Source organism: Limisalsivibrio acetivorans, assembly GCF_000421105.1.
GTDB classification, from domain to species: domain Bacteria; phylum Chrysiogenota; class Deferribacteres; order Deferribacterales; family Geovibrionaceae; genus Limisalsivibrio; species Limisalsivibrio acetivorans.
The window spans coordinates 1,980,628-2,006,736 of record NZ_ATWF01000001.1 but is presented as its reverse complement, the minus strand read 5'-3'; the positions used below and the strand labels follow the sequence as shown (position 1 = coordinate 2,006,736).

At 49.6% G+C, this 26,109-nt stretch carries 25 protein-coding genes; 13 read left to right on the top strand and 12 right to left on the bottom strand.

The genetic code is table 11. The features are described 5' to 3' along the window. Window positions 1-594: 594 nt before the first annotated feature. The 8 genes from K300_RS0109520 to K300_RS0109485 form a co-directional block, all read right to left on the bottom strand. Window positions 595-1,455 (bottom strand): glycine betaine ABC transporter substrate-binding protein, encoded by an 861-nt coding sequence (locus K300_RS0109520; RefSeq protein ID WP_022851442.1) that lies wholly within the window; start codon window positions 1,453-1,455, stop codon window positions 595-597. 22 nt (window positions 1,456-1,477) lie between these two features. After that, a complete protein-coding gene (locus tag K300_RS0109515; protein WP_022851441.1) occupies window positions 1,478-2,311 on the bottom strand; it encodes an ABC transporter permease in 834 nt (277 codons plus the stop codon). Then, on the bottom strand, window positions 2,301-3,488 hold the full coding sequence (locus tag K300_RS0109510) for a quaternary amine ABC transporter ATP-binding protein (protein ID WP_022851440.1): 1,188 nt from the start codon (window positions 3,486-3,488) through the stop codon (window positions 2,301-2,303). The genes K300_RS0109515 and K300_RS0109510 overlap by 11 nt, the downstream gene beginning before the upstream one ends. 162 nt (window positions 3,489-3,650) lie before the next feature. Continuing rightward, entirely contained in the window at window positions 3,651-4,460 is an 810-nt protein-coding gene (locus K300_RS0109505) for a 4Fe-4S binding protein (protein WP_022851439.1), read from the bottom strand. Between the two features lie 2 nt (window positions 4,461-4,462). After that, window positions 4,463-5,179 carry a 4Fe-4S dicluster domain-containing protein gene (locus K300_RS0109500; RefSeq protein WP_238320646.1) on the bottom strand — a complete coding sequence of 239 codons (717 nt, stop codon included), beginning with the start codon at window positions 5,177-5,179 and terminating at the stop codon, window positions 4,463-4,465. 14 nt (window positions 5,180-5,193) lie between these two features. Further along, on the bottom strand, window positions 5,194-5,511 hold the full coding sequence (locus K300_RS0109495) for a chaperone NapD (RefSeq protein ID WP_022851437.1): 318 nt from the start codon (window positions 5,509-5,511) through the stop codon (window positions 5,194-5,196). 84 nt (window positions 5,512-5,595) lie between these two features. Beyond that, entirely contained in the window at window positions 5,596-7,977 is a 2,382-nt protein-coding gene (locus K300_RS0109490; protein ID WP_022851436.1) for a molybdopterin oxidoreductase family protein, read from the bottom strand. 13 nt (window positions 7,978-7,990) lie between these two features. Continuing rightward, window positions 7,991-8,347, bottom strand: a complete 357-nt coding sequence (locus tag K300_RS0109485; protein WP_022851435.1) for a cytochrome c3 family protein — start codon at window positions 8,345-8,347, stop codon at window positions 7,991-7,993. A 240-nt stretch (window positions 8,348-8,587) separates the two neighbouring features. On the opposite strand from K300_RS0109485, the gene K300_RS0109480 reads away from it, so the two are divergent. Further along, the gene (locus tag K300_RS0109480; protein WP_022851434.1) at window positions 8,588-9,295 is read left to right on the top strand and encodes a hypothetical protein; all 708 of its coding nucleotides are present in this window, start codon (window positions 8,588-8,590) and stop codon (window positions 9,293-9,295) included. A 76-nt stretch (window positions 9,296-9,371) separates the two neighbouring features. On the opposite strand, the gene secA is transcribed toward K300_RS0109480, so the two are convergent. Both secA and K300_RS0109470 read right to left on the bottom strand, forming a co-directional pair. After that, window positions 9,372-11,996, bottom strand: coding sequence for a preprotein translocase subunit SecA (gene secA, locus K300_RS0109475; RefSeq protein WP_022851433.1), 2,625 nt, complete (start codon window positions 11,994-11,996; stop codon window positions 9,372-9,374). A 17-nt stretch (window positions 11,997-12,013) separates the two neighbouring features. Beyond that, entirely contained in the window at window positions 12,014-12,904 is an 891-nt protein-coding gene (locus K300_RS0109470; RefSeq protein ID WP_022851432.1) for a phosphate-starvation-inducible PsiE family protein, read from the bottom strand. Between the two features lie 124 nt (window positions 12,905-13,028). Between K300_RS0109470 and hisB the strand changes: the two genes are divergently transcribed. The 12 genes from hisB (at window position 13,029) to K300_RS0109410 (ending at window position 22,869) form a co-directional block, all read left to right on the top strand. Further along, a complete protein-coding gene (hisB, locus tag K300_RS0109465; protein ID WP_022851431.1) occupies window positions 13,029-13,625 on the top strand; it encodes an imidazoleglycerol-phosphate dehydratase HisB in 597 nt (198 codons plus the stop codon). Window positions 13,626-13,629: 4 nt separating this feature from the next. Further along, on the top strand, window positions 13,630-14,250 hold the full coding sequence (gene hisH / locus K300_RS0109460) for an imidazole glycerol phosphate synthase subunit HisH (RefSeq protein ID WP_022851430.1): 621 nt from the start codon (window positions 13,630-13,632) through the stop codon (window positions 14,248-14,250). Beyond that, the gene (gene hisA / locus K300_RS0109455; protein WP_022851429.1) at window positions 14,244-14,960 is read left to right on the top strand and encodes a 1-(5-phosphoribosyl)-5-[(5-phosphoribosylamino)methylideneamino]imidazole-4-carboxamide isomerase; all 717 of its coding nucleotides are present in this window, start codon (window positions 14,244-14,246) and stop codon (window positions 14,958-14,960) included. The genes hisH and hisA overlap by 7 nt, the downstream gene beginning before the upstream one ends. Then, window positions 14,960-15,418 carry a phosphatidylglycerophosphatase A family protein gene (locus tag K300_RS0109450; RefSeq protein WP_022851428.1) on the top strand — a complete coding sequence of 153 codons (459 nt, stop codon included), beginning with the start codon at window positions 14,960-14,962 and terminating at the stop codon, window positions 15,416-15,418. Before hisA ends, K300_RS0109450 begins: the two co-directional genes overlap by 1 nt. Next, complete coding sequence (locus tag K300_RS0109445) at window positions 15,411-16,631, top strand: CinA family nicotinamide mononucleotide deamidase-related protein (protein WP_022851427.1); 1,221 nt, start codon at window positions 15,411-15,413, stop codon at window positions 16,629-16,631. The genes K300_RS0109450 and K300_RS0109445 overlap by 8 nt, the downstream gene beginning before the upstream one ends. A gap of 28 nt (window positions 16,632-16,659) precedes the next feature. Continuing rightward, window positions 16,660-17,676, top strand: coding sequence for a recombinase RecA (gene recA / locus K300_RS0109440; protein ID WP_022851426.1), 1,017 nt, complete (start codon window positions 16,660-16,662; stop codon window positions 17,674-17,676). A gap of 129 nt (window positions 17,677-17,805) precedes the next feature. After that, window positions 17,806-18,939, top strand: coding sequence for a type IV pilus twitching motility protein PilT (locus tag K300_RS0109435; RefSeq protein WP_022851425.1), 1,134 nt, complete (start codon window positions 17,806-17,808; stop codon window positions 18,937-18,939). Further along, window positions 18,923-19,411: a regulatory protein RecX gene (locus K300_RS0109430; RefSeq protein ID WP_430681897.1), complete on the top strand. Its 489-nt coding sequence runs from the start codon at window positions 18,923-18,925 to the stop codon at window positions 19,409-19,411. Before K300_RS0109435 ends, K300_RS0109430 begins: the two co-directional genes overlap by 17 nt. After that, on the top strand, window positions 19,383-19,826 hold the full coding sequence (gene rplI, locus K300_RS0109425) for a 50S ribosomal protein L9 (protein WP_022851423.1): 444 nt from the start codon (window positions 19,383-19,385) through the stop codon (window positions 19,824-19,826). Before K300_RS0109430 ends, rplI begins: the two co-directional genes overlap by 29 nt. Then, on the top strand, window positions 19,816-21,162 hold the full coding sequence (gene dnaB, locus K300_RS0109420) for a replicative DNA helicase (protein WP_022851422.1): 1,347 nt from the start codon (window positions 19,816-19,818) through the stop codon (window positions 21,160-21,162). The genes rplI and dnaB overlap by 11 nt, the downstream gene beginning before the upstream one ends. A 124-nt stretch (window positions 21,163-21,286) precedes the next feature. Then, a complete protein-coding gene (gene lpxC / locus K300_RS0109415; RefSeq protein ID WP_022851421.1) occupies window positions 21,287-22,195 on the top strand; it encodes a UDP-3-O-acyl-N-acetylglucosamine deacetylase in 909 nt (302 codons plus the stop codon). A 113-nt stretch (window positions 22,196-22,308) separates the two neighbouring features. Continuing rightward, entirely contained in the window at window positions 22,309-22,869 is a 561-nt protein-coding gene (locus K300_RS0109410; protein ID WP_022851420.1) for a manganese efflux pump MntP, read from the top strand. Window positions 22,870-24,176: 1,307 nt separating this feature from the next. Here the strand turns inward: K300_RS0109410 and rsmI are convergent. Further along, complete coding sequence (gene rsmI, locus K300_RS0109400) at window positions 24,177-24,791, bottom strand: 16S rRNA (cytidine(1402)-2'-O)-methyltransferase (protein WP_022851418.1); 615 nt, start codon at window positions 24,789-24,791, stop codon at window positions 24,177-24,179. 52 nt (window positions 24,792-24,843) lie between these two features. Further along, window positions 24,844-26,109, bottom strand: a complete 1,266-nt coding sequence (gene serS / locus K300_RS0109395) for a serine--tRNA ligase (RefSeq protein WP_022851417.1) — start codon at window positions 26,107-26,109, stop codon at window positions 24,844-24,846.

Sequence of the window (26,109 nt, the reverse complement as noted above, 5' to 3'; positions counted from 1 at the left end):
CTCAGCATCAGCAAAACTTCAGGTGGAAAAAGAGCGAAATGAGGGAACCGCCATCTCTTACGAATTTATGAATATAAATGAGTAACTATGGGGGCTGGAAAACTCTGAGGGAATAGTTTTGCATACTTTTCTAAAAAGTATGTGGCGCATAAGCGCAAAACAAATAAATAACTTATTTCGCATTTGACTGTTTATAGAAAAGACTTAAGGGGAACTTTTTAGGGAACAAAGTTCCCCTTAACAACCCCTCAAAAACTCCTTTATCTATCTGAATAATTTACCATCTATGGAAATTATTCTGCCGTTTGAAGAAAGAAGCTTCCTTCTCACTTACGCAAGCGAACTTTCATCCATGAAAGCTTATACTAATCATACGTTTGAGGTTGATACACAACAGGCTTCCATGGATGGAAGCCCTGAAGGCGTAGCTGAATTGGGCTCTGCTCAATTCACGTAGCCGGAAGTAAGCGGAGCGAAGGCTTTGCCAAGCGTAGCGGCAGGGAAATTCTCAGGATGATGAATTTCCCACAATTATTAAGGGAGCCCGAAGGCTCCCTTCCTTATAAACTTTACCTGAGTTTCTCAGACCCGCTGTTACTTAGCAGCCTGAAGAAGCTCCTTGATCTTATCCATATTGTTCTTAACGAACTCTTCGGCGCTGTCCTCAGGATCCATACCGTCCTTATTCTTTACGAGAACAGGGCTTAGGTCGATCTGCTTCCAGTCGAAGTTTTTGAAGAATTCGTAAGCTTCGGGCTGGTCTTCTTTAAGGTTTTCACGAACGATGGTGTTGATCGTCTCTGATGTACCATAGATCTTGTCCGGGTCCTGAAGGATCTTGAGATCCCACTCGCCGAACATCCAGTGGGGCTGCCAACCGGGTACTGCTATCCACTCGTCACGCTTGATTGCATTCGCAAGGGTTGCAACCATGATGGCGTCACTACCGGAAACGTACTCGAAATCACCAAGACCGGATGTGTTATTCTGAATAGCCTTCTCGGTTGATTTGGACATTCCAGCACCGGGATCGATACCGATAATCTTGCCGTCGAACTTGTCAATATTGTCCTTCATGTCTGCGATGGAGTCGATGTTCACGTATGAGGGAACAACGAGGCCAAGCTTTGCGTTAACATAGTTGGGTCCGAGATCCTCAACCTCATTTTTATACTTGGCGTAGAGATCAGCATGGGTATTGGGGAGCCATGCACAGAGGAGTGCATCGGAATCACCGGAAGCCACAGATGCCCACATAGCGGCGTTTGCCACTGAGTTGAGCTTAACGTCGTATCCCATCATTTCCTCAAGGATTTCGCCTGCAACATGGGTGATGGCAACGGCTCTTGCCCACTCAACATAAACAAGCTCTACTTCCTTGTCCTTCGCAAATGCTGTTCCTGTCATCATTACGGCGATCATCGCCGCAAGCAGTAAGTTGATAAACCTTTTCATAATTACTTCCTCCTGTTTATAATCACTTTTTCTCTGAAAGTTTCTGGGTCACTCTATCAAGGATCATGGCGATGATAACAACTGCGATACCAGCCTCGAATCCTCTACCCATCCATAGCCTCTGGATGGATCTCCATACCTCTCCACCGAGTCCGCCGGCACCGATCATCGCTGCGATAACAACCATGGACAGCGCAAGCATAATCGTCTGGTTGATACCCGCCATGATTGTAGGCATGGCTATGGGGAGCTGAAGCTTAAAAAGCTTCTGTTTTTTTGTGGAGCCGAAGGCATCCGCCGCCTCAATGAGCTCCGTGGGAACCTGCTGGATACCAAGGCTTGTGAGCCTGATAGCAGGGGGCATGGAGAATATAACCGTCGTGAAAATCGCCGAAACCGGACCAAGCCCGAAAAAGGGAATCGCCGGAATAAGGTATACGAAGGCGGGCATCGTCTGCATGAAGTCGAGTATGGGCATGAGAACCCTGTGGAACGACTTATACAGAGCCGCTGTGATACCCAGAGGCACACCCACGGCAACGGATACCATCGTTGCTATTATCACTAGGGCAAGGGTGGATATAGTCGCCTCCCATAGCCCGAGGTTCCATATGAATAGAAGTCCTGCAAAGGACGATATGGCGATCCGCCTTGTGGAGAACTTATATATGAGCGCTGTAAAAATAAGGATAAGCACAATGGGGTTAAAGAAGAGCATACCTTCTATGAGCGCATCGAGCCCTGTTTCGGTAATATCTGATATTGCCCTTGTTATGAAACTGAAATGATCTGTGGTGAAATTGATAAATGCTTCAATACCGTCACCAACGGGCAGTTTTGGAATATTAAGCTCCATTTTCCACACCTCCTTCGGCGAGTCCGGCAAGGAGCGAACCTCGAACCACAATGCCTAACAGCTTGTCGTTCTCGTCCACCACTACAATGGGATACTGTTCAACGGGGAAAAGGTCGTTCACGTTAACATCGGGTGCGACCTTCTTAACGTTTTCATTGATTAAACCGTCAAGGTTCTTTGCCCCTTCCTTGGAAGCCTTTGAGGCATCATCGATATCTACGCTGCCCAGGAACTTCCGCTCCTTATTCACAACCATTATCGATGAAATACCGGTGTCCCTCATCTTGTGCAGGGCCGTTTTAGGACCGTCCTTCGGATAGGTTACGGTGTACGGCTTGCGCATAACGGAGCTTGCCGTAAGCACCTTGGAAAAGTTCACATTCTCAACGAACTTCTCAACGTATCTGTTGGCGGGATTTGTAAGGATATCCTCGGGTGTTCCCACCTGAACCACCTTGCCGTCCTTCATAAGAACGATTCTATCACCCAGCTTAAGTGCCTCGTCGAGGTCGTGGGTAATGAAAACGATGGTTTTGTTCACCCTGCTTTGCAGAGCGAGGAGTTCATCCTGCATCTCTCTTTTGATAAGGGGGTCCAGCGCACTGAACGCCTCATCCATAAGGAGAATATCCGGCTCGACAGCCAAGGCCCTTGCAAGGCCGACCCTCTGCTGCATACCGCCGCTGAGGTTGGAGGGATAGTACTCTTCCCATCCTTTCAGCCCCACAAGCTCAAGGGCGTTCATAGCCTTTTCCCTCTGCTCTTCGGGGTCAGTTTCCTGCACTTCCAGACCGTAAGATGCGTTCTGCAGAACAGTTCTGTGGGGGAAGAGGGCAAAACGCTGGAAAACCATGCCGAATTTCTTCATCCGGATCCTGCGCAACTCCTCTTCATCGTGCTGCATTATGTCGTCGCCATCGATAATAACCTTTCCATGGGTAGGCTCAATGAGCCTGTTGAGGCAACGGATCAGGGTAGACTTTCCACTACCGGAAAGGCCCATAACCACGAGGATCTCCCCCTCCTCAACCTCGAAGGATACATCAGCGACTCCGACAGCAACCTTGTGCTTCTTCATCACTTCGTCTTTGCCCATTCCTCCCTTTACGGCCTTTAAAGCCTCGTCCGTACGGGAGCCGAAGAGCTTATAGACTTCTTCAACTTTAATCTTAGACATTAAATCACCACTCCATCCTTTTTGTTGGATTCAATACTGCGCAAATGTAAGCTTTATATATAAAATATCTTGTAGCAATAATTCAAGGGTGAAATGTTTAGAAGTGAGAATTTATTATGGAAAGGAGTCTGTTTTATTCGGCATTGACTGGTAGTTATACTATTACAGAATAAATTTAAGTGTTTGTTCTTTTTTATTATCTGGGCAGACCTCGATACACTCACCGCAGTTATGGCACAACAGGTTAGACCCATCCTTTATGGGATTGAGCCCCATGGGGCAGGATCTTGCACATGAGCCGCATTCGGAGCATGTTGAGCGGATTCGTTCGATATGCATACCCCTCTTTGATTTGAACAGGGAAAGGGTAGTGCCGGTGGGGCAGACAAACCTGCACCAGAAGAAGGGAACCCAAAGGAACTCTATGAGCAGAATGACGAGAATAAAGACTATTTCAAAGGTAACATAATGGAACTTCACCATCACAAGCGCCTGACTGGAGATAACACCGGGGGCGGAGATGAGGTTGAGCAGAGGTATCCCGGCAATAGCCGAAATGCCCACAAAGAAAATCAGAAGCCCGAAACGGGTTATACCCGTTCTACGCACAAGCCGGTCACTGTTTACAGGGAAGTCGCGTTTCATTCCAAGCCTTCTTTTAAGCCCAGCTATCCCCTCCACAAGGAGATGATAGGGGCAGAGCCAGCTGCACCAGACCCTTCCCAGGAGGAACATCAGAAGAATCGGAATAACGAGGGAGGCTAGCATGTACCCGTTTAAAACCCTGCTCGAAAGTGCGGCCTGAAAAATGGCTATGGGATCCGCCATGGCAACATCGCCAATATCTATGGAATAGAAGGTACCCTTGATGAAATAGATCTCCATGATGTTCAGCAGCGGGATTATGAACATGCCGATAAAAACCGTCAGCTGAACGGCTCTTCGCCATCTGCGTATAGGTCTTTTTGCCATAGCTATTCCCACCCCTCGATTCCTTCCTGAACATCAAAGTCGTATTCGAACTCCGGCTTGTCCCCTGTTGAGTCTATACTTCTTTTCTTTTTGACAGCCCCCTCAGCGCCTTCGGGGTCTACAAAATGCTTTCGACTTTTCTGGTAGTATATCCCAGCCCTGTCCGCATCACCCATTCCGGTGGGGATAATCTCCACGGAGCGGGGCTCTGTGGGGCATTTCTCAACGCATATGCCGCATCCTGTACATTTATCTGTGATAACGGGGAGTATATACTCCTTCATGATTATGGCCTCATCGGTGAATGGGCAGACATTGTAGCAAGTGGAGCATATCATAGCCGCTCCTGTGACCTCCTCTGCCTTCTCAGCCTTGAGGTATAGATAGTTGAGGCACGTTTCCTGATCAATAACAGCTATGCCTATCCTAACATTCTCCGGCTCAGCGAGCTCCGGATCGAGTGCTCCGGTGGGGCAGACAGGGGGGCACTTCATGCAGAGATAGCAAGCCCTTTCCTCAGCAAAAATGTATGGGGTTCCAATCTGGAGTTTTTCGAATAGATCCGCTCTTTTAACGGAGTCGTAGGGGCAGACCTCAATGCATCGGGCACAGCGTATGCAGAGCTCCATAAATCGTTTCTCTTCAACGGCACCGGGCGGGCGAAGCCTGTTCTTCTTAAAGAAACCTTTGAATGGGTTATTGTTAAGCGTATTCCTCAAACGCTCCCGGAGGCTCATGATTCAGCCGGATCCCCCCGGTAGCTCCTGAAAAGCTCCTCCAGCTCCTTGGGGCTCTCACCCTTATCTATCATCCTCTGCACCTCATCGCCGAAATAGACGTAGTGGTGGGATATCTCGATAATGGAGTCATGGGTGTTAAGCTCATTTGTTAGAGCTTCAAGCTCCTTATTCCCCTTTGTTTCGATGGCCACAACGGCCTGATAATCATCGGATACTGTGTAGACCTCTATTTCATCATAGGACTTAAGGAGCTCATCAGCCTCTTCGAGCATGTCTTTGTTTACTGTTATAATACTGCCTGCAAAAATCATATTTTCTGCTCCTTCTGAAAGAAAAAAAGCTCTGCCCCCTCTTTCGCGGCAAGGGAGCAGAGCAAATAACGGTCTGGAGGTTTTTTAAGCGTATGTAGAGTTCACATCGCTGATGTAGAACTTGTCAGCAACATCCTTTGGTCCGCTCACACGCTTTATCTTTACTGCGGCTATCTTGAACTCCGGCTCCTTAGAACCGGGGTCAACCACATCGTTGCACACGAAGTTGATCATCCTCTCCATCACCTGATCGTGCCATGGCACGAAGAGTACGCCGGGGAGGGTTCCCTTGGTGATTCTGGCGGGGAGGGTGTTCTTTCCACGCCTGCTCTCCACCTCAACCATATCACCGGAGGAGATACCAAGTTTGGAGGCATCCTCGGGGTGAAGCTCGATATAGGCATTGGGGTGGGCCCTTGCGATCTCGGGGATACGCATGGTCATCGTACCTGTATGCCACTGTTCGATAACCCTTCCCGTGGTGAGGTAGAAGGGGTACTGCTGATCCGGCACCTCGCCGGGTCCTTTGTAAGGACGGAGCCATATATTGGATTTACCGTCACCCTTCTTATCCGCATAGAAGTATATCGAGGCATCCGAAGGAATGTGCTCCTTATGTCCGGGCATTTCGAATACCGGGTCAAGCCCCCTGACGTAGCGGCGCTCCGTACCGGGGTGTCCGGGATAGGGGCAGGGCCACTGGAGACCTTCCTTGGACTTCTTAAGTATATCGAACTGAGCTCCCCAGAGGGTGTGCTCTGTGTCCTTGGTTACTGTGATATAGTCTGTCCACGCCATCTTGTTAGCAGCCATGGAGTCATCCATATTCCAGGGGATAAGCTCGGAGAGTCCCATTCTTTTGGCGATCTGTGCAGCGATCCAAACATCGGGCTTCGCCTCGCCAACGGGCTCAACTGCCTTCTCTGTAAGCTGGCTTCTTCTCTCGGAGCATCCGTATACACCACCCTTCTCATAGAGGAAGGCCGCCGGAAGGATAACATCCGCAAGCTGGGTTGTCCTCGTGGGGAACATATCAAGCACAACGAGGAAGGAATCTCTCATGCCGGGTATGTACTTATCAAGGTTCGGCAGAGACTGGGCGGGGTTTGTGGTTGATGTCAGCATAGCTTTGATAGGCTTGCTGGAATCATCCTCACCGCCGAGATTGTCGAACATCTTCATGGTATGGAAACCGGGCTTCGGATTGATGGTTCCCTTGGGGATACCCCATGCTTCCTCAACCTCTGTCCTAACCGCTTCGGAGGCAACCGGTCTGGTTCCGGGGAGCAGGTGTGCGAGGGAGCCTGTCTCACGAACACCGCCGCATGCGTTGGGCTGGCCTGTGAGGGAGAAGGAATCTGCGCCTGAGCGGCAGAGGTTTCCTGTTATGATATGAAGGTTGTGCACAAGGTTGTTCGCCCATACACCCCTCATCCGCTGGTTCAGACCCATCGTCCAGAGGGACATGGAGGCTCCGCTTGTGGCGAACCATTCTGCGGCCTTCTCAATATCCTCTGCGGGGCATCTGCTAAGCTTCTCTGCAGTTTTAGGATCAAACTGGTCTACAAGCTCTTTATACTTGTCGAAATCGAAGTTTTCCTTACCCGCAGTTATCCTTGCATAGTTCTTTATGAATTCGGGATCGTGGATACCCTTCTTTATGATCACATGGGCCATGCTGTGGAATACGGCAAGATCCGTTCCCGGGTCCACGGGTAGCCATAGGTCAGCGATCTTCGCTGTGTTGGTTCTTCTGGGCTCGCAGACGATAACCTTAACATCGGGATTCTTCATCTTGTGCCTCATAACCCTGCGGAATATGATGGGGTGGCACTCGCTCATGTTTGAGCCGACGATGAAGAGGCACTTGGACTTCTCGATATCCGAATAGCTTCCTATAGGCTCGTCGGAGCCGAAGGTGGAGATGTATCCACCCACCGCACTCGCCATACAGAGTCTGGGGTTTCCTTCCACCATGTTTGACTGGAAGCCACCCTTCCAAAGCTTGTTGAAGGTGTAGCTCTCCTCTGTGGTACACTGACCGGAACCGTAGTATGCAACCGCGTCCTTGCCATACTTGTACCTGAGCTCTTTGAACTTGGCTGCAACATGATCAAGGGCATCATCCCAGCTTGCACGTTTGAAGTTTCCGTCACTCTGACGAATCATGGGGTACTTGAGCCTGTCGGGGTGATACATACACTTATAGGCGAGGAATCCCTTAACGCAGAGGAAACCGAAGTTCGTCTTCGCATCGGGGTTACCCTTAATAGCTACGGCCTTGCCGTCCTTAACCCCTACATATACTCCGCATCCTGTTCCGCAGAACCGGCATGCGCCTTTTACCCATTTATCAACCTCGGCCCCTGCTGCGGCCTCAGCTCTTTCAGGGAAGGATATTCCTGCTGCTGCGGCGGCACTTGCGGCCACACTTAGCTTTATAAAATTTCTTCTTGAAATAGCCATTCTTGCCCTCCCTTTATTTATAATCGTTCTGTTTATGTACTGTGTAGTTGTGGACAGGGTGGCATGAGGAGCATTTCTTCTCCGCCATGGCGTTATTCTCCACCTGCTTAGCGTGGCAGCCCTGACATACTTCGTTTCCGGGTGATTTCCGGAAGTTTGCTACATCTCCGTGACAGACACCGCATTTAACTCCGGTGTATCCGTGGGCACTCTGATTCCACTCCTGCACTACATCGGGTGTTACATCCTGATGACACTCAGCACAGTCCATGCTGTTGTCTATTCCTTCAGGGTGTTTATCCGCATATACGGCAAAAGCCATCAGGAGTGTGGTCAATAAAACTACTGCAAATGTGGCGACCTTAGACATTAGATACCTCCTGTATTTTCGTCTCTCATATAATAAGTGCAATAATGTGAAGGAGGTCTTAATCTTGTATCCTCAATGTAAAAGCTGTTAGCCTCATCCTTTACATTATTTAATCTGCACTAATGTTGTATTCTTCTGCTGGATATATACTTTGGTGACCATCAAAACGTGTTATATGCTCGTGTATCCTATTGACTTTGTCGGCTTTTAAACATATTTAACATTCATGGAGGCAGAAATATGAAAATATTCACCCTTTTATTAGCGTTCACACTCATTACAGGGGCGGCCTTCGCCGAAGTGCATTCCCCCTTTGGCAAAGACTTCAAACCCGCCTATGAAGCTTTCAAGGAATCATTGATCTCAACCAGCAGAAACCGGAAGGCAGAGGCGCTCAGCAGTTTGGAGACCTTTAAAGGAGAATGGAGCAGCCTTGCATCCAAATATAAAGAAGCACCCGGCGCATACGCCTCACTATCCGACTATAGCGAAACGATGAATAAACCCATTTCGGTTGCCGATCGGGCAATAAGCACTGTTAAGGAGGGTAGCGTCCTCAAGGCCCATGGGGTCATTGAGGAGGTTCGTTACATAATATGGGATATGAACGCAAGGGCTGGCATCCGCCCCCTTACGGATCTGCTCAACGATTTCCATGAGATAATGGAACTCAGCTTCGAAGAGATGGACATCGCCGACGATGGAGCGGAGATGGCCGAGATATGGCACAGAAAGGGTGCATGGATGAAGATCCACTGGACCTATATTGACAGCATGGTTAAGGAGCTGGATATCAGAGACTGCGTTAACTTCTCCGAACTTGTGCAAACAGGCTTCAGCGAGATGGACGAGTCGGCGGAGAAGGAGAGCTTCGATCTTTACGACAAGGCCTCGGTCAAGGTTAAGAAGGGCTTTAAACGCATCTTCTTCTCACCCAACGTATACTGATAAAAAAAGGGGCTCCGCCGTGTAAATGCAGGAGCCCCTCTATGTATCCTTACTATTCTATTAAATCTAGGCCAGGTTAAACCACGGCGCCGTCATCGTTCGGTTCTTCGCCGGGTTCCTTGGCTCCGCAGCATTTCTTATACTTCTTGCCGCTTCCGCATGGGCATGGGTCGTTCCTGCCAACCTTCGGCTGGTCCCTTCTAACGGGCTCGGGCTTTCCGCTCTGCTGCTGGTCGTTACCGAAGATATTCCTGCGTTCCTCGATGGTACGGCGCTTCGCCTCCTCTTCCCTGCGCTTCTGCTCAAGGTCCACATCCTCCTGAACAAGGCGGATGCGGAAGAGGAACCGGCATGTGTCGGTGTAGGTTCTCTGGACCATATCTGTAAAGAGGTCGTAGGCCTCCTTCTTGTACTCGTTAAGGGGATCCTTCTGACCGTACCCTCTCAGACGCACACTGTCACGAAGGTGGTCCATGGAGAGGAGGTGCTCCTTCCATTTATCATCAAGTACATTTATAAGCAGGTAGCTGAAAATCCCCTTATAGTGCTGACCAAACTCCTGCTTCTTCGCCTCCAGAGCTTCAATAAGCTGCTGTTTAACACCCTTGAACTTCTCATCGGCGTTCTTCGTATCCAGATCCTTAAGATCGGGCTCTATGCCGAAGATCTCCTTGAGGTCAGATTCAAGGGACTCCGCATCTATCTGCTCCGGCAAGCCGATATGCGCTTCGTAGAGAGAATCAAGCACGTTGTCCAGTGTTTCAAGGGCAACATTCTCAACCTCCTCGTGGTCAAGGATATTGTTTCGAAGGGTATAGACGATCTTCCTCTGCTGGTTCATGACGTTATCGTAATCGAGCAGATACTTACGAATCTCGAAGTTCATCGCCTCAACCTTCTTCTGGGCGTTCTCGATGGCACGTGTGATTATGCCGTGCTCAATGGGCTCCCCCTCCTGCATACCGAGCTTATTCATAATGGTGGAGATCTTCTCCGAACCGAAGATACGCATAAGGTCATCCTCAAGACTGAGGTAGAACCTTGATGAACCGGGGTCACCCTGTCTTCCCGAACGCCCCCTCAGCTGGTTGTCCACCCTTCGGGACTCGTTACGTTCGGTACCGATAATATGAAGCCCGCCCAGATCCTTAACACCTTCGCCAAGCTTGATATCCGTACCACGTCCCGCCATGTTTGTGGCGATGGTTACGGCCTTCTGCTGCCCTGCGAGGGCGATGATCTGTGCCTCACGCTCGTGGTTCTTTGCGTTGAGGATCTCATGCTTTATCTTCTTGCGCTTGAGAAGTGCGCTTACAATCTCGGATTTCTCGATGGAGGCCGTACCCACAAGAACGGGGCGCCCCTGCTCGTTGAACTCAGCAATATCGTTAACAAGAGCCTCATACTTCTCCTGCATCGTTTTATAGATAACATCCGCCCGGTCGTCTCTCACCATGGGCATATGGGTGGGTATACTCACAACGCCGAGGCCGTAAATCTGGGAGAATTCCTCCGCCTCGGTGGATGCCGTACCCGTCATACCGCTCAAAGTATTATACATACGGAAGTAGTTCTGGAATGTGATGGAGGCGAGCGTCTGGTTCTCCTTCTCGATAACCACCTTCTCCTTCGCCTCAAGGGCCTGGTGGAGACCGTCGGAATAGCGCCTACCGGGCATCATCCTTCCGGTGAACTCGTCGACGATGGTAACCTTGCCGTCCTGAACAACATAGTCCTGATCACGTTTGAAGACGTGGTGTGCCTTGAGTGAGTTGTTTACATAGTGCAGGTCGTCCACATGGCCCAGGTCGAAGAGGTTGTCTATAGCCATGAGTTTCTCGACCTTATTTATTCCTGAATCTGTGAGCTGTACCTCACGGCGTTTCTCATCAACGGTGAAGTCCTCCCCGGTCTTGAGCTCACGAATAACCTCGTCCACACTGTAGTAGACCTCGGTGGAATCCTCTGTAGGTCCGCTGATAATAAGTGGCGTTCTGGCCTCATCAATGAGGATCGAGTCCACCTCATCAACGATGGCGAAGTTTAGGGGGCGCTGAACCATATCCTTAACGGAGAGCTTCATATTATCCCTGAGATAGTCGAAGCCGAATTCGTTGTTTGTTCCGTAGGTAATATCGGCGGCGTACGCTTCCTTCCTTGTGGCCGGGACAAGCTTTGTGGTGAACTCCTCTTCGTTGTCCCACACAACGAGATAGGATACCTCATGCTGGATAATGCCAACAGTAAGCCCGAGGGCGAGGTATATGGTTCCCATCCACTGGGCATCACGCCTTGCGAGGTAGTCGTTCACCGTAACAAGGTGAGTTCCTTTATCGGCAAGAGCCTGAAGGTAGAGTGCCAGAGTTGCCACGAGGGTTTTACCCTCACCCGTCTTCATCTCCGCAATCTTACCCTTGTGCAGAACGTATCCTCCCAGCAGCTGGACATCGTAATGCCTCATGCCGAGGGTTTTCTTACTCGCCTCACGAACTGCGGCGAAGGCCTCGGGCATAAGATCGTCAAGGGATGCTCCGTCCGCAACCTTTTGCTTGAGCTCCGCTGTGAGCTCCTGAAGCTCCTGGATCGATTTTTTCTCAAACTCCGGCTCGAGGCTGTTCACCTTTTCCACAGTGCCGGATATCTTCTTAAGATACCGCTGGTTGAAGTCTCCAAGCAGTTTCTTTGCTAAAACCTTGATCATGTATCACCCTTATAAATCTATTTTTCAGTTCTTCCAATAAGCCAGTAGATGAAGCCCAGTATTAATATAGACGCTAAAACGAACATATAGGTCATTTTTGTTTGCGCTTCATGTTTCAGCGTAATTATAAGGAGATCCCTTATAAATGCAATAAGGGCGACACCCACAAATACACTTATCTTGAATTTGCCCCCTTTGATGATCTGCACCTCGGTGTGCAGAAGCTCCACAAGAACCCATATAATAAGGAGGGAGCCGAGGGCAGTGAGCAGAACCTTGTCCGAATGGCTGTGGACAAGCTCAAGGATATCATGGCCGAAATATATCGTTGCGGCTACGGTGAGAACCATAAGCACCGTGACGAGCACCATGTGCATGAAGAGGGAGAACTGCTCTGAAATGCCCACAACAAAGTTGCGCATGCTGAAAAGGGAGGTGTAGCGCTTCATCTTACTTTCGTAGTAGGAATGCCCTATCACATCGTTGTTTATATCTATGAGCTTATGCATGCTGAGCAGAACCGCTTTCCTCGCTATATCATCCTCCATATTCACGAAGATCTTCTCGTGTATCCAAAGGCGGATATAGCTTAGCATGGAGGTTATCCACTCCGTCTCTATCTCAAACTTGGTGTGGAGCTTGCCGAACCTTGCCAGAAAGTCCAGATAGTTGTTATTGAGCTTCCCCTCAAAGAAACGATCGTACCATGCCCCGAGAAAGGCCTGATGGTGTTCCTTGAAGTCCTCAAATATCTTGTCGGGCAGGGTGAACCTGCTGATAAAGTTTTCATAGGTGTCCCTTATGAAATCTTCCCGGTACTGCTCCATAAATTCGGCAATGCTTGAAATATTCGAAAGATCCTTCTCCGTTACATCGTAGGAATTCTTAAGATTTCTGTAATACTTCACAAAGATGCTCCTTGTTGAAATGCTTGAAAACCGAGGGTTTCAGCCCGGAAAATTAGTTATTTATTTTTCGCTAATGTATGATAAAATCCGTTAAAAATAAAGGAAAATAAAACGGAGAGCCCCATTGGAAGAGAACTCCAGAACATCCCTCATCAAACGGACAACATCGGAAACGGATATCTCCCTCTCCCTTAACATAGACGGCAGAGGTGAGGCAAATATCGATACAGGCGTGGGTTTTCTAAACCACATGCTGGAACTTTTCGCCAAACACGGCGGTTTTGACCTCACAGTCAAGGCTTCCGGCGACACATATATTGACAACCACCATACCGTTGAGGATATAGGAATCTGCCTTGGCGACGCCTTCCGTGAAGCACTGGGGGATAAGAAGGGGATAAGCAGATACGGCTTTTTTCTCCTCCCCATGGATGAAACGCTAATCGAGTGCGCCATAGACTTCTGCGGTAGAACGTATCTCAACTACGATGCACCAATCTCCGCTGTCAGGGTTGGCGAGTTTGAGACGGAACTGGCAGAGGAGTTCTTCAAAGCCTTCGCCGATAGAGCGGGAGCGAACCTCCACATAGTTAAACGATACGGCAGAAACTCCCATCATATAATAGAAGGTATCTTCAAGGCGTCGGCAAGGGCAGCCAAGATGGCCTGCCGCATAGAATCGGATGAAATAATGTCCACAAAGGGAACATTGAACGGATAAACGAATGATTGCTGTTATAGATTACGGAATGGGAAACCTCCGGAGCGTCCAGAAGGCTCTGGAGAGTCTTGGATATAATGCTGTTGTCACCTCATGCCCGAAGGAGATCATCGAAGCCGACAGGGCTATACTCCCCGGTGTAGGTGCCTTCGGCGACTGTCTGGCAGGCCTCAGGGAGATGGAGCTTTACGATGCCACCCTAAGATTCATCGATACGGGTAAGCCTTTTCTCGGTATATGCGTAGGGATGCAGATGCTTTTTGAGAAGAGCTATGAGTTCGGCGAACACGAAGGTATAGGTCTTTTCAAGGGCTCTGTTAAAAAGTTTCCCGACATACTCCTTGAAAAAGGTATGAAGATACCGCACATGGGATGGAGCGAGATAATCATCCGTAAGGAACACCCTCTCCTCAAAGATATTGAGGACCGAAGCCGCTTCTATTTCGTACATTCGTACTATGCCGAGGCGGACAACAGCTCCTCCATTGCGGCGGAGTGCGAGTATGGCGTGCGCTTCACAGCTATGGCGGCAAAGGATAACATTGCCGCAACCCAGTTTCATCCGGAGAAGAGCCAGAAACTCGGCCTTCAAATGCTTAAAAATTTTGGTGAGTGGAAATGCTGATAATACCCGCAATAGACCTCCTCGGCGGCAGGGCTGTGCGCCTTCGCCAGGGGGATATGGACGACTACAAGGTATACTTCGAAGACCCCGCAGAGGCGGCTAAGCAGTTTCGTGATCTCGGTGTAAAGCGCCTCCACATAGTAGATCTGGACGGAGCCAAGAAGGGTGACACTGTGAACTTTCCCGTCATCGAAAGGATCGTTAAAGAGGCGGATATGGAGGTCGAGGTCGGCGGAGGTATCCGCAATATGGACAGGATGCACGCCTACTTCGACATCGGCGTCAGGTATGCGATCCTCGGAACCGTTGTAATAAAGGACCCGGGCTTCGTGAAGGAGGCGGCAAAGGCCTTCCCCGGCCGAATCATCCTAGGTGTTGATGCAAAGGACGGCTTTGTGGCCACCGAAGGGTGGTACGAAAAGAGCGATATTACAGCGGCAGAGGTTCTTGAGGAATACAGCGGGCTCGATTATGAAAGCGTTATCTACACCGACATAAGCCGTGACGGGATGCTCACCGGTATCAATATAGAGGCAACCTCCGCCCTTGCGGATAAAAGCCCGAACCCCGTAATAGCCTCCGGCGGGCTGAAGGATATAACAGATATAAAGGCGCTTAAGAAGCTGAACCACCCCAACATAAAGGGGTGCATCGCAGGAAAGGCCTTTTACGAAGGGAAGATTGACCTTAAAGAAGCTATGGAGCTTTAATGTATTTTCATCATATTCTAACATTCCTCGCCACAGGGGCGTATTCGGGCAAGAGCCCTGTAGCACCGGGAACAGCAGGAACAGTTGCAGGTGCAGCACTGGTCTACCTGACCTCCGATTGGCCGCTTATTATCAAAACACTCGTCTTCATTCTCCTGCTCATCGGCGGCATCATCGCCTCCGAATACCATGAGCACTACACAGGTATCGACGATCCGGGTGAGGTTGTCATCGATGAGATAGCCGCAATCTATCTTGTTATGCTCTTCTTCCCCTTTACATGGACAAATATTATTCTGGCTTTCATTATCTTCAGGGTTTTCGACATTACAAAACCCTGGCCGATCAAAAAGATGGAGAGCGTGGGCGGAGGCGTTGCCGTCATGCTCGACGACATCATCGCAGCCCTCTATTCCATCGCTGTATTCATAATACTGAGGTCTTTGATAAATGGTTAAAACTGCCATTTTCGCCGTGGGGAGTGAGCTCCTTGAGGGGAGCATAGTTGATACAAACTCCGCATGGCTCGGTTCCAACATGGTGCGCTTCGGTGCGCCTTCTGCGGATGTACGCCTTATCCCCGATAATCCCGAGATCCTCCATGATGCTCTGCTGGAGGCGTCCTCCAAGTATCAGATAATCCTTACTACAGGCGGACTCGGACCTACCTTCGATGATCTCACAGCAGAGATCGTTGCCAAGGTGGCGGGGCGTGATTACGTAACGAACGAAACCCAGAAGAAGCATATGATAGACAGGCTCGCTGAAAGGGGAGTTAAACCGAAGGAGGGGCACTTCCGCCAGGCTATGCTCCCTGCTGGGTGCACGCTCTTCCCCAACGACAATGGAACAGCTCTCGGGTTCGCAGTTGAACTGAACGGCGCTGTAATCGTCTCCATGCCGGGGATACCCTACGAGATGAAGCCGATGTTTCTGGATCATGTGATCCCCTGGCTCAAGACCCGCTTCGATCTGCAGGAGATTGCGATGCTGGACATGCGTCTCGCTGGTCTGCCTGAATCCGATGCGGATGACATTATACGTGATCTCGGCATCCCCGAAGGTGTTGAGTGTATCCTGAACGTATCCAGAGGTGAGCTTCTCATTAAGCTCAGGGGTTACGATGAGGATGTTCTCAAAAGCTTCGCCAATGAGATACGCCGAAGACTACCTGATAAGTTCGTGGGCTACGGCGATGAGGATCTCCCCACCATGCTGGTGCGAATACTCAAGGAAAAGGGGATGAAGGTCTCCTTTGCAGAGAGTTGTACGGGGGGTATGCTCGGTCAGGATCTTACGAATATCGCCGGAAGCAGTGAGGTATTCGAAGGCTCCCTCGTAACATATTCCAACAATGCAAAGATGAGCATGCTGGGTGTACGAGAGGATACGCTCATAGAGCACGGAGCCGTCAGCGCAGAAACAGCCGCAGAGATGGCGGAGGGGGCGGCAAAGGCTCTTAACACCGAATGCTCCGCTGGTGTCACAGGCATAGCCGGACCCGGCGGCGGAACCGATGAAAAACCTGTGGGAACCGTATACATCTCCATCAAGGTGAAGGACAGGATAATAACTACGCACAATCTCTTTCCCGGCGACCGGGAGAGCGTTAGAATAAGAACGGCGAAAACAGTATTTCGCGAAATGACCAAAATGATACGGGAGTCCTGAACAGGGGGCTCTTACGGAGGAATACAATATGGATAATTCAGAGAAGCTAAAAGCTCTTGACCTTGCCATGGGCAAGATAGAAAAGGATTTTGGCAAGGGCGCAGTTATGCGCCTCGGCGAGAGAGCTGTGGAAAAGATGCCCGTTATCCCCACAGGGATACTCTCCCTTGATATCGCCCTCGGCATAGGCGGCATACCCAGAGGAAGGATCGTTGAGATATACGGAAGCGAAAGCTCCGGTAAGACAACCATCAGCCTCCACGCCATTGCAGAGGCACAGAAGGCCGGCGGAATAGCCGCCTTCATCGATGCGGAACACGCCCTTGATCCCGTTTACGCAAAGGCTATCGGCGTTGATACCGATTCACTCATCGTCAGCCAGCCGGACAGCGGAGAAGCTGCCCTTGAGATCGCAGAAACCCTCGTTCGCTCAGGTGCAGTAGACATAATCGTTGTGGACTCCGTTGCCGCACTAACTCCCAGAGCAGAGATCGACGGCGAGATGGGGGATTCCCACATGGGTCTTCAGGCCAGGCTGATGAGCCAGGCACTCCGTAAGCTTGCCGGCATCGTGAACAAGTCCAAAACCACACTTATTTTCATCAACCAGACGCGTTCGAAGATAGGCGTTGTATACGGAAACCCCGAGACAACCACAGGCGGAAACGCCCTTAAATTCTACGCCTCTGTACGTATCGACATAAAGAAAAGTTCCGCTCTCAAGGAGAAGGACGAGCAGGTGGGTAACCACGGCATGGCCAAGGTTGTAAAAAACAAGGTCGCTCCCCCCTTCAAGACAGCCGAGTTCGACATCATGTACGGCGAAGGTGTATCACGTGAAGGCATCATAATCGACATGGGCGTTAAACACGGCATAATCACCAAGGCTGGGGCTTGGTTCAGCTACGGCGATACAAGGCTGGGGCAGGGTAAAGAGAATACAAGAACCTATCTCAAGGAAAACCCCGAGGTTGCAGACGAACTGGACAGGCTCGTAAGACAGAAATCCGGTATTCCCGTTGAAGAAGAGATTCCCGAGGAGTAAAATCCTATATGGGGAGTATTCGAAAAACAATACTCCCCGAGGATAATCTCATGAAGAAGGGGGCCTGCACAGCTATACCGGCATTAAAGTCTGTGCGGTTCCCGTAATCTCTTTAACGGAGGAAGCCCAATGCTTGATATAAATGTGATACTGCAGAAATCCGTTGCCAAAGGCGCAAGCGACCTTCATCTCAAGGTCGGCAGACCTCCAACACTCCGCCTCCACGGTTCTCTGGAAAACCTGGAGGGCTTCCCCAAGGTTACATCAGAGGACACCATAAAGATCGCCCAGGCCGTTATGCCCCAGGCACTCCGTGGAAGCTTCAAGGAGAATAAAGAGGCGGACTTCGCCTACTCCATCCCCAAGGTGGGTCGTTTCAGGGTGAACACCTTCCTCCAGAGGGGCGTCATAAGCATGGTTTTCCGTACCATTCCCGTGGGTATCCCCAGCGTGGACAAGCTGAATCTCCCCGATGTTATCAAGAAGATATCCATGGAACAGCGGGGACTAGTTCTCGTAACAGGAATCACTGGCTCCGGTAAGTCAACCACCCTCGCTGCTATGATAGACCACATCAACGAAAACAGAAAATGCAACGTAATCACCGTTGAAGACCCCATAGAATTCATGCACAACGATAAGAACTGCATCGTAGCCCAAAGGGAGGTGGGGCAGGATACCAACGGATTCTCCGAGGCTCTTAAGCGTGCCCTGCGTCAGGACCCCGATGTTATACTCGTGGGAGAGATGAGGGACCTGGAGACCATCGAAACGGCAATGCACGCCGCAGAGACAGGGCACCTCGTTATGTCCACACTCCACACCCTCGATGCACCGGAGACGATAAACCGTATCATATCCGTGTTCCCGCCACATCAGCAGGGTCAGGTGAGGCTCCAGCTTGCCGGCATCATCAAGGCGGTTATTTCCCAACGACTTGTCCCCACAGTGGACGGCAAAGGTCGTGTGGCTGCTGTTGAGATAATGGTGAGCAACGGAACTATACGGGAATGCATCTCAGACAGCTCAAAAACAAAGCAGATAACCGACTTCATCGAGCAGGGACGTTCCGTATACGGCTCCCAGAGCTTCGATCAACACCTGCAGGATCACGTAAAGTCCGGCATGGTAACCTTTGAGGAAGCTATGAAGTGGGCTAAGAAACCGGATGATTTCGCACTCAAGGTTAAGGGCGTTTCCTCTTCCAGCGATGACGACAGCGATTGGAAGCTTGGGGGTATGACCGATTCGGAAGAGGACTAAATCCAAATCCCCGCTTGATTACGCCTTTCGTGTTCTGGCTCATAAAGACTACACCGAAAAAGAGATGCGGGAGAAACTCCTCTCCCGCTTCAGCCGTGAAGAAGCGGATGAGTGTATGGAGAAGCTCCACGGCTATGGATACATCGATGATTTGAAGTTCGCAGAGAACTTTACAGCCTCCCGCCTGAACTCAGGATACGGCCCCTATTACATACTTCCACGCCTTAAACAGAAGGGTGTTTTCGTTGATGAAGGCTTCATCGAAAACACAGCCCATGCAAAAGATATCGATATTGAAGGAATAATGAGGGATACGGGAAAAAAGTATCTTGAAAAAAAATCGGGAGAAGATAGAATAAAGGTTCGGCAAAAAACCTGGGCTTTTCTTATGAGGCGAGGGTTTGAGGGCCGAATGATTGATAAACTAATCGAGGAGTTGTTTGATGAAAGTAATTTTCACTCAGGATGTTAAAAACGTAGCAAAGAAAAATGAGATAAAGGACGTAAAAGCAGGATACGCAAAGAACTTCCTTTACAAGAAAGGACTCGCTGTTCCCGCAACCAAGGCCAACATGGAAAGAGCCGAGAAGCTTCAGGAAGAAGAGCAGAAGAACGAAGAGATTCGTATCGAAGAGGCTAAGAAGCTCGCTGAAAGACTCAACAGCGTTGGCATTAAGTTCACCAGAAAGGCTGGAGAAACCGGCAAGCTCTACGGCGCTATCACAAGCCAGGAGATCGCAGACGAACTCGCCAATCAGGGTGTTGAGGTAGACAAGAAGGATATCGCCCTTGATGAGCCCCTCAAAGACATAGGCGAGCACAAGGTTAAGGTAAATATCTACATGGACATCAAGGCCGAAGTTAAGGTCGAGGTTGATGCCGAATGAAATAAAGCGGGTTCCTCCGCATAGTAAGGAGGCGGAACAAGCCGTTCTCGCCTCCCTTCTTATCGATGAGCGTGCTGCGGATAAGGTTATGCACACGCTCACACCTTCGGACTTCTATCATCCCCAGCATCAGTACATTTTCAGTGTACTGATAAAACTGCATGATGAGATGAAGCCGAAGGATATCGTTACCCTTGCAAGCTATCTCTCGGATAACAATACCCTGGCAAGGGCGGGTGGGGTTGAGTATATCTCATCACTTGTGGAGATAATTCCGAACTCCGCCAATGTGGGGTATTACGCAGGGATCATCAAAGAGAAATCAACCCTCCGCCAGCTTATACACCTCTCTGCGGATATGACAGAGATGTGCTACGAGCAGGTTGATGATATCCGTGATGTTGTCGAAACCGCAGAGAAAAGGATCTTCGAGCTTGCAGAGGATAAGCTTAAGGCGGATGTGCTTGCCATCGGCGAGCATATGCACCGCACCTTTGAAGTCCTCGAGAAGCTTTATCACAGAAAGGAAGAAACAACAGGTGTTCCCTCCGGCTTCCGTGATCTCGATGAGCTGACAAACGGATTCCAGCGTTCGGATCTTATCATTGTTGCAGGGCGGCCCGGAATGGGTAAGACAGCGTTCACTCTGAACCTTGCCATGAACGCCACATACAGACCCAAGGAGCAGGAGAGCTTCACCGTAGCGTTTTTCTCCCTTGAGATGTCCTCCCAGCAGCTGGTTCAGCGTCTACTCTCGGCTCAGGCCGGTGTGGACTCGAATAAGCTGAGAACGGGTAAATTCTCCATGGAGGAGTGGCAGAACCTCACTGCCGCCGCAGGCGAACTGTCCGAGCTTAAACTGTATCTAGATGATACACCCGCCATTAACTCACTAGAACTAAGGGCAAAATGCCGCAGACTTAAGCGGGAGCACGGGCTGGATATGGTCGTTGTGGATTACCTTCAGCTCATGGGCTCCGCCAAAGGCACCGAAAGCAGGGAACAGCAGATCGCAGAGATCTCCCGCTCGCTCAAGGCACTCGCAAAGGAACTGGATATACCAATCATCGCCCTCTCTCAGCTGAACAGGGGCGTGGAAAACAGACCGGATAAAAGACCCAACATCTCAGATCTTCGTGAATCAGGTGCCATTGAGCAGGATGCCGACCTGATCGTATTTCTATATAGAGATGAAATGTACCACAAGGATACAGCTGAACCAGGTGTTACCGAGGTTATAGTCGCCAAGCACAGAAACGGCTCCACCGGAACCGTAAAGCTCACGTTCATAAAGGAATACATGCTCTTTAAAGACTTGTACAAACACGGTGTATAATAATACATACACTTTTCCGCCAGTGTTGCGGGAAGTGTACACAGAATACTGAACACCCCGCCACACAAGGGGGTCTCGCAATGGCACAGGAATTGCATATAGAAAGCTGTGCATTGGAGGATAAATGTTCCAAACAACGGTTAATAATAAAGTCTCCTTTAAGGGAGTCGGACTTCACAGCGGTGATGATATATCTGTAACAATCAGCCCGGCCTTTCCCGAAACTGGTATAATGTTTCGCAGGTCGGATGTTACCGGATCGGAGTATACTAAAGCATCTCCGCACACCGTATCCTCTACCCAGCTCGCCACAACCATAAACTGTGGACATGAGCACATCGGCACAATCGAACACCTTATGGCCGCATTATACGGGCTCGGTATAGACAACGCCCTTGTTGACGTTACCGGACCAGAAATACCCATACTCGACGGCAGTGCCCTGCCCCTGGTTAAACTCATAGACCAGGCAGGAGTGCGCCAGCTGAATAAGAAGCGTAAATACCTCAAGTTTAAGAAAAGGATACGCCTCGAAAAGGGTGACAAGTGGATCGAGCTCATACCCTCAAGGTTCTTTAAGGTAACCTTCGGGATATCCTTCGACGATAACTTTGTCCAGGAACAGAAGGCGTTCTTCAACCTTTCGGACAACGTCTTCGTAGATCAAATAGCAAGCGCCAGAACCTTCGGCTTCAAGAAGGATGTGGATGCTCTCTGGAACATGGGACTCGCAAGGGGAGGCAGCCTCGACAACGCCGTTGTTATTGATAACGACGAAGTCATGAACCCCGGCGGACTCAGGTACGAAAACGAATTTGTAAGGCACAAGATCCTCGACCTCGTGGGAGATATATCCCTCCTCGGCTACAGGATCTATGGACACATTAGAGCCTTCAAATCCGGTCATCTGCTTAATAATATCTTCGCAAAGACTCTTCTGGAGTCTACGAATTGCTACTCTATAATTGAACTGCCGGATCATCCGGCCGCTCCTAATACGATTCTGGAGCTAAAACCACAGGGGATATCGTAGATTGCGCCCGGAAGCGGCCGCCTACACCGCTTCCGGGCCCATCTAAACCTCGTTCCTTCAAATCAATCCTTTCTCTGCTGGACTGAAAACAACTTACCCTTTATATTCTGCTAATGGGAATCACCGAAATTATACTCGTTGCCATAGGTCTGAGCATGGACGCATTCGCCGTCTCAGTCGGCTGCGGTGCTTTTATTGAGAATGTCACCAAAAGACACGTCTTTCGACTAAGCTTTCACTTCGGGCTCTTCCAAGGATTCATGCCCGTAATAGGCTGGGCCGCCGGAAAAGGCTTCGCATCCTACATCGAATCATGGAGCCACTGGGTCGCATTCCTCATACTTGCCGCCATAGGTGCAAAAGCACTCAAAGAAGCCTTCAGCCCCAACTCATGCCCATACAACGTTCCAGACCCTTCCAGGGGACTCTCGCTCGTATTCCTCTCCGTGGCCACCAGCATCGATGCACTCGCCGCAGGGGTCAGCGTTGCCGCCATGGGGGGCGGGATCATACTCTTCGCAGTCGTGACTTTCGCCATCACCGCAGGACTAAGCGCCTTCGCAACCCTCGCCGGGAACAAGGTCGCATCTAAATACCAAACCACCGCCGAAATCGCCGGCGGTCTCATACTTATCCTTATAGGCTTGAAAATATTGCTTTCGCATTATCTATAGTCAATTATTCTCGGGTGACTTTTTATATCTCTATTCACTAAATAGTTATCAATGACAAATTTCGAATGTGATTATTTAATAATAAGTCTGCAGGGAACTTTTTAGGGAACAAAGTTCCCCGCACCCCTCAAAAACTCCTTTATCTGTCTGAATAATTTCCCGTCCATGGAAATTATTCTGCCGTTCGAAGAAAGAGGCTTCCTTCTCACTTACGCAAGCGAGCTTTCATCCATGAAAGCTTATGCTAATCATACGTTTGAGCTTGAAGCGGATAAAGCCAACATGGATGTTGGCTCTGGAGGCGAAGCTGAATTGGGCTCTGCTCAATTCACGTAGCCGGAAGTAAGCGGAGCGAAGGCTTTGCCGAGCAGAGCGGCAATGGAATTTCCATGGATGGGAAATTCCATAGATTAAATAGGATGATGAATTTCCCAGGTTAATTCGCCAGAGGTATGCTGTCATGTGCCCGGTGCGAGCAAAACAACGTGCCCCGTGTGAACCTGTTTTGCCAGCAATCTTAACTCACGACACTAAGATATTGTGACCATGTCCCTTTCTTTTCTTCCCCGAATGTTTTTAAGCCGAGCAAGTGCTCACTTTTCCGCCCGGAATATTTCCCGCACGATAACTAGTGCTGAATGTATGAATAATGGCTTCGGTTAACTGTGATAAGTTAATAACCTCCTCAGAATCAGGAAATATTCAGGAAAAGGAAGTGCGAAGCGAGGGAACCGTCATCAGTTATCAGTATTTTATTAAAATGCTGATAACAATGACGGATTAAAAACCCTGAGGGAATAGTTTTGCATACTTTTGCGCCAAAAGTATGGCGTGCTTTAGCACGAAACCTAATTATTAGTGATAAATTTCGATTTTTATCATGTATGGAAAAGAATTTAAGGGGTGCTTTTTGGGAACAAACCACCCCTTAACAACCCCTCAAAAACCCATTTTGGGATTTTTATTATGGCTGATACATAATCAGCCAACATGGATGTTGGCTCTGAAGGCGAAGCTGAATTGGGCTCTGCTCAATTCACGTAGCCGGAAGTGCGAGAGGGCAGGGTTTCCCTGCCCGAACAACGATGGAATTTCCATGGATGGTAAATTCCATAGATAGAGTCAGGATGATGAATTTCCCAGATAGGATTAGCCTGGCTTCCATGGATGGAAGCCCTGTAGGCGAAACTAAATTGAATTGTATTCAATTTATGTAGCCGGAAGTGCGAGAGGGCAGGGTTTCCCTGCCCGAACAACGATGGAATTTCCATGGATGGAAATTCCATAAATTATATTAGCCAAGGCAACTATACTTTATCCACAACCACAACGAAGGGTGCTTTGATTTTACCTGGCAGTTTAGCCAGTATTTCTCCGGATTTACCCCGGTATGTTCTTTCATCGGGCATTCCAAGCGAGATTGAGAGTGAGATATCTCTATTGGTTATCTTAAGCTCTTCAAGGAAGCGGTTAAGGGCATATGGCCTTTCTAGTATGACTAAGGTTTCCTTTCTATCTTTGAGAGCATCGAAGAAAGTTTTCCGTTTTCTCTTGTCTCTTGGTGGAAACCCGAGAAATGCGAACTCTTCGGCGTAGAAGCCGGAGACGGAGAGCGCAGCTGTTATGGAAGAGGGCCCTGGTACGGAGAGTATTTCAACGTTTGCTTTATGGCATGCATCAATGAAGTCATAACCGGGGTCTGCCACGCATGGAGTTCCTGCATCGGAGAATAGGGCAGCGGTTTTACCGCTTTTAAGCATATCGAGTATGCGTTTCTTATCCTCTTTTTCGGAGTGTTCGTTAATCAGCTCGAAGGGATGTTCACGCAGTTTAATTGCGGCGAGGAAACGGTGGCATGTCTTCTTTTCCTCGCCTATGAGAAAGTCCGTTTCGGCGACTATATCCCCGATGAAGGGGGGCATACGTTTATAGTCGCCGTTGATGGGTGTTGAGATAACCCAGAGGCGGGCTTTATTATCCGAGATATTCCTGCCCGCCTAGGTATGGTCTGAGTGCTTCGGGTACAAGGATTCTTCCGTCCTCCTGCTGGCAGTTCTCCAGAAGGGCGAGGAATGTTCTTCCCACAGCTAGTCCGGAACCGTTGAGAGTGTGGACAAACTCAACCTTTTTCCCCTCTCTGCGGAAGCGTATATTTGCACGTCTTGCCTGAAAGTCTGTGAAACAGCTGCATGAGGATATCTCTCTGTAAGTATCCTGTCCGGGGAGCCACACCTCTATATCGTAGGTCTTAGATGCGGAGAAGCCGATATCACCGCTGGAAAGGGTCATTACCCTGTAGTGCAGGCCGAGTTTCTTGAGTATACTTTCAGCATCGGATAGAAGCTTTTCAAGCTCATTCCATGAATCTTCTGGCCTTGTGAGCTTAACTAGCTCCACCTTGTTGAACTGGTGCTGACGGATAAGCCCTCGAACATCCTTGCCGTGGGAGCCTGCCTCACGGCGGAAGCAGGGTGAGTATGCCGCATGTGCTACGGGGAGCTGGGATTCGTCCAGGATCTCCTGAGAATAAAGGTTCGTTACGGGAACCTCTGCGGTGGGGATAAGGTAGAGGTCTTCACCTTCGCATTTGAACAGATCCTCTTCGAACTTTGGGAGCTGGCCTGTTCCGATCATCGCCTGAGAGTTCACCATGAAGGGTGTCATAACCTCTGTGTATCCGTTCTCCCTCTGGGTATCGAGCATAAAGTTTATCAGCGCACGCTCAAGCCTTGCACCGTCACCGGTATAGGCGGAAAAGCGGGATTTAGCTATCTTCGTTCCACGCTCAAAGTCCACAAGACCAAGGTTTTCCGCAATCTCCCAATGGGGCTTTGCTTCGAAATTGAAAGAGGGCTTCTCACCCCATTCACGGTAGAGGGCATTATCATCCTCGTCCTTGCCTTCGGGTATGGAGTCGTGTACGAGGTTGGGGAGGGTTAGCAGGAGGGAATCCCTTGCCTGTTCAGCCTCCGCAAGCTCGCCGTCCAACTCGCTGATACGGTCGGATACCTTTTTCATCTCCGCCTGTATCTCGCCTATGTCTCCACCCTCACGCTTGATCTTGCCGATATTCTTCGAGGCATCGTTACGCTTCTTCTTAAGCTCCTCTCCCTCGCTGATGAGCTCTCTTCTTCTTTTATCAAGCTCAAGGAGTTTATCGAAATCAAAAGCGGCGTTTCTTGCTGCCGTCTTCTTTTTAACGTCATCCATGTTTTCAAGGATATACTTCATATCAAGCAT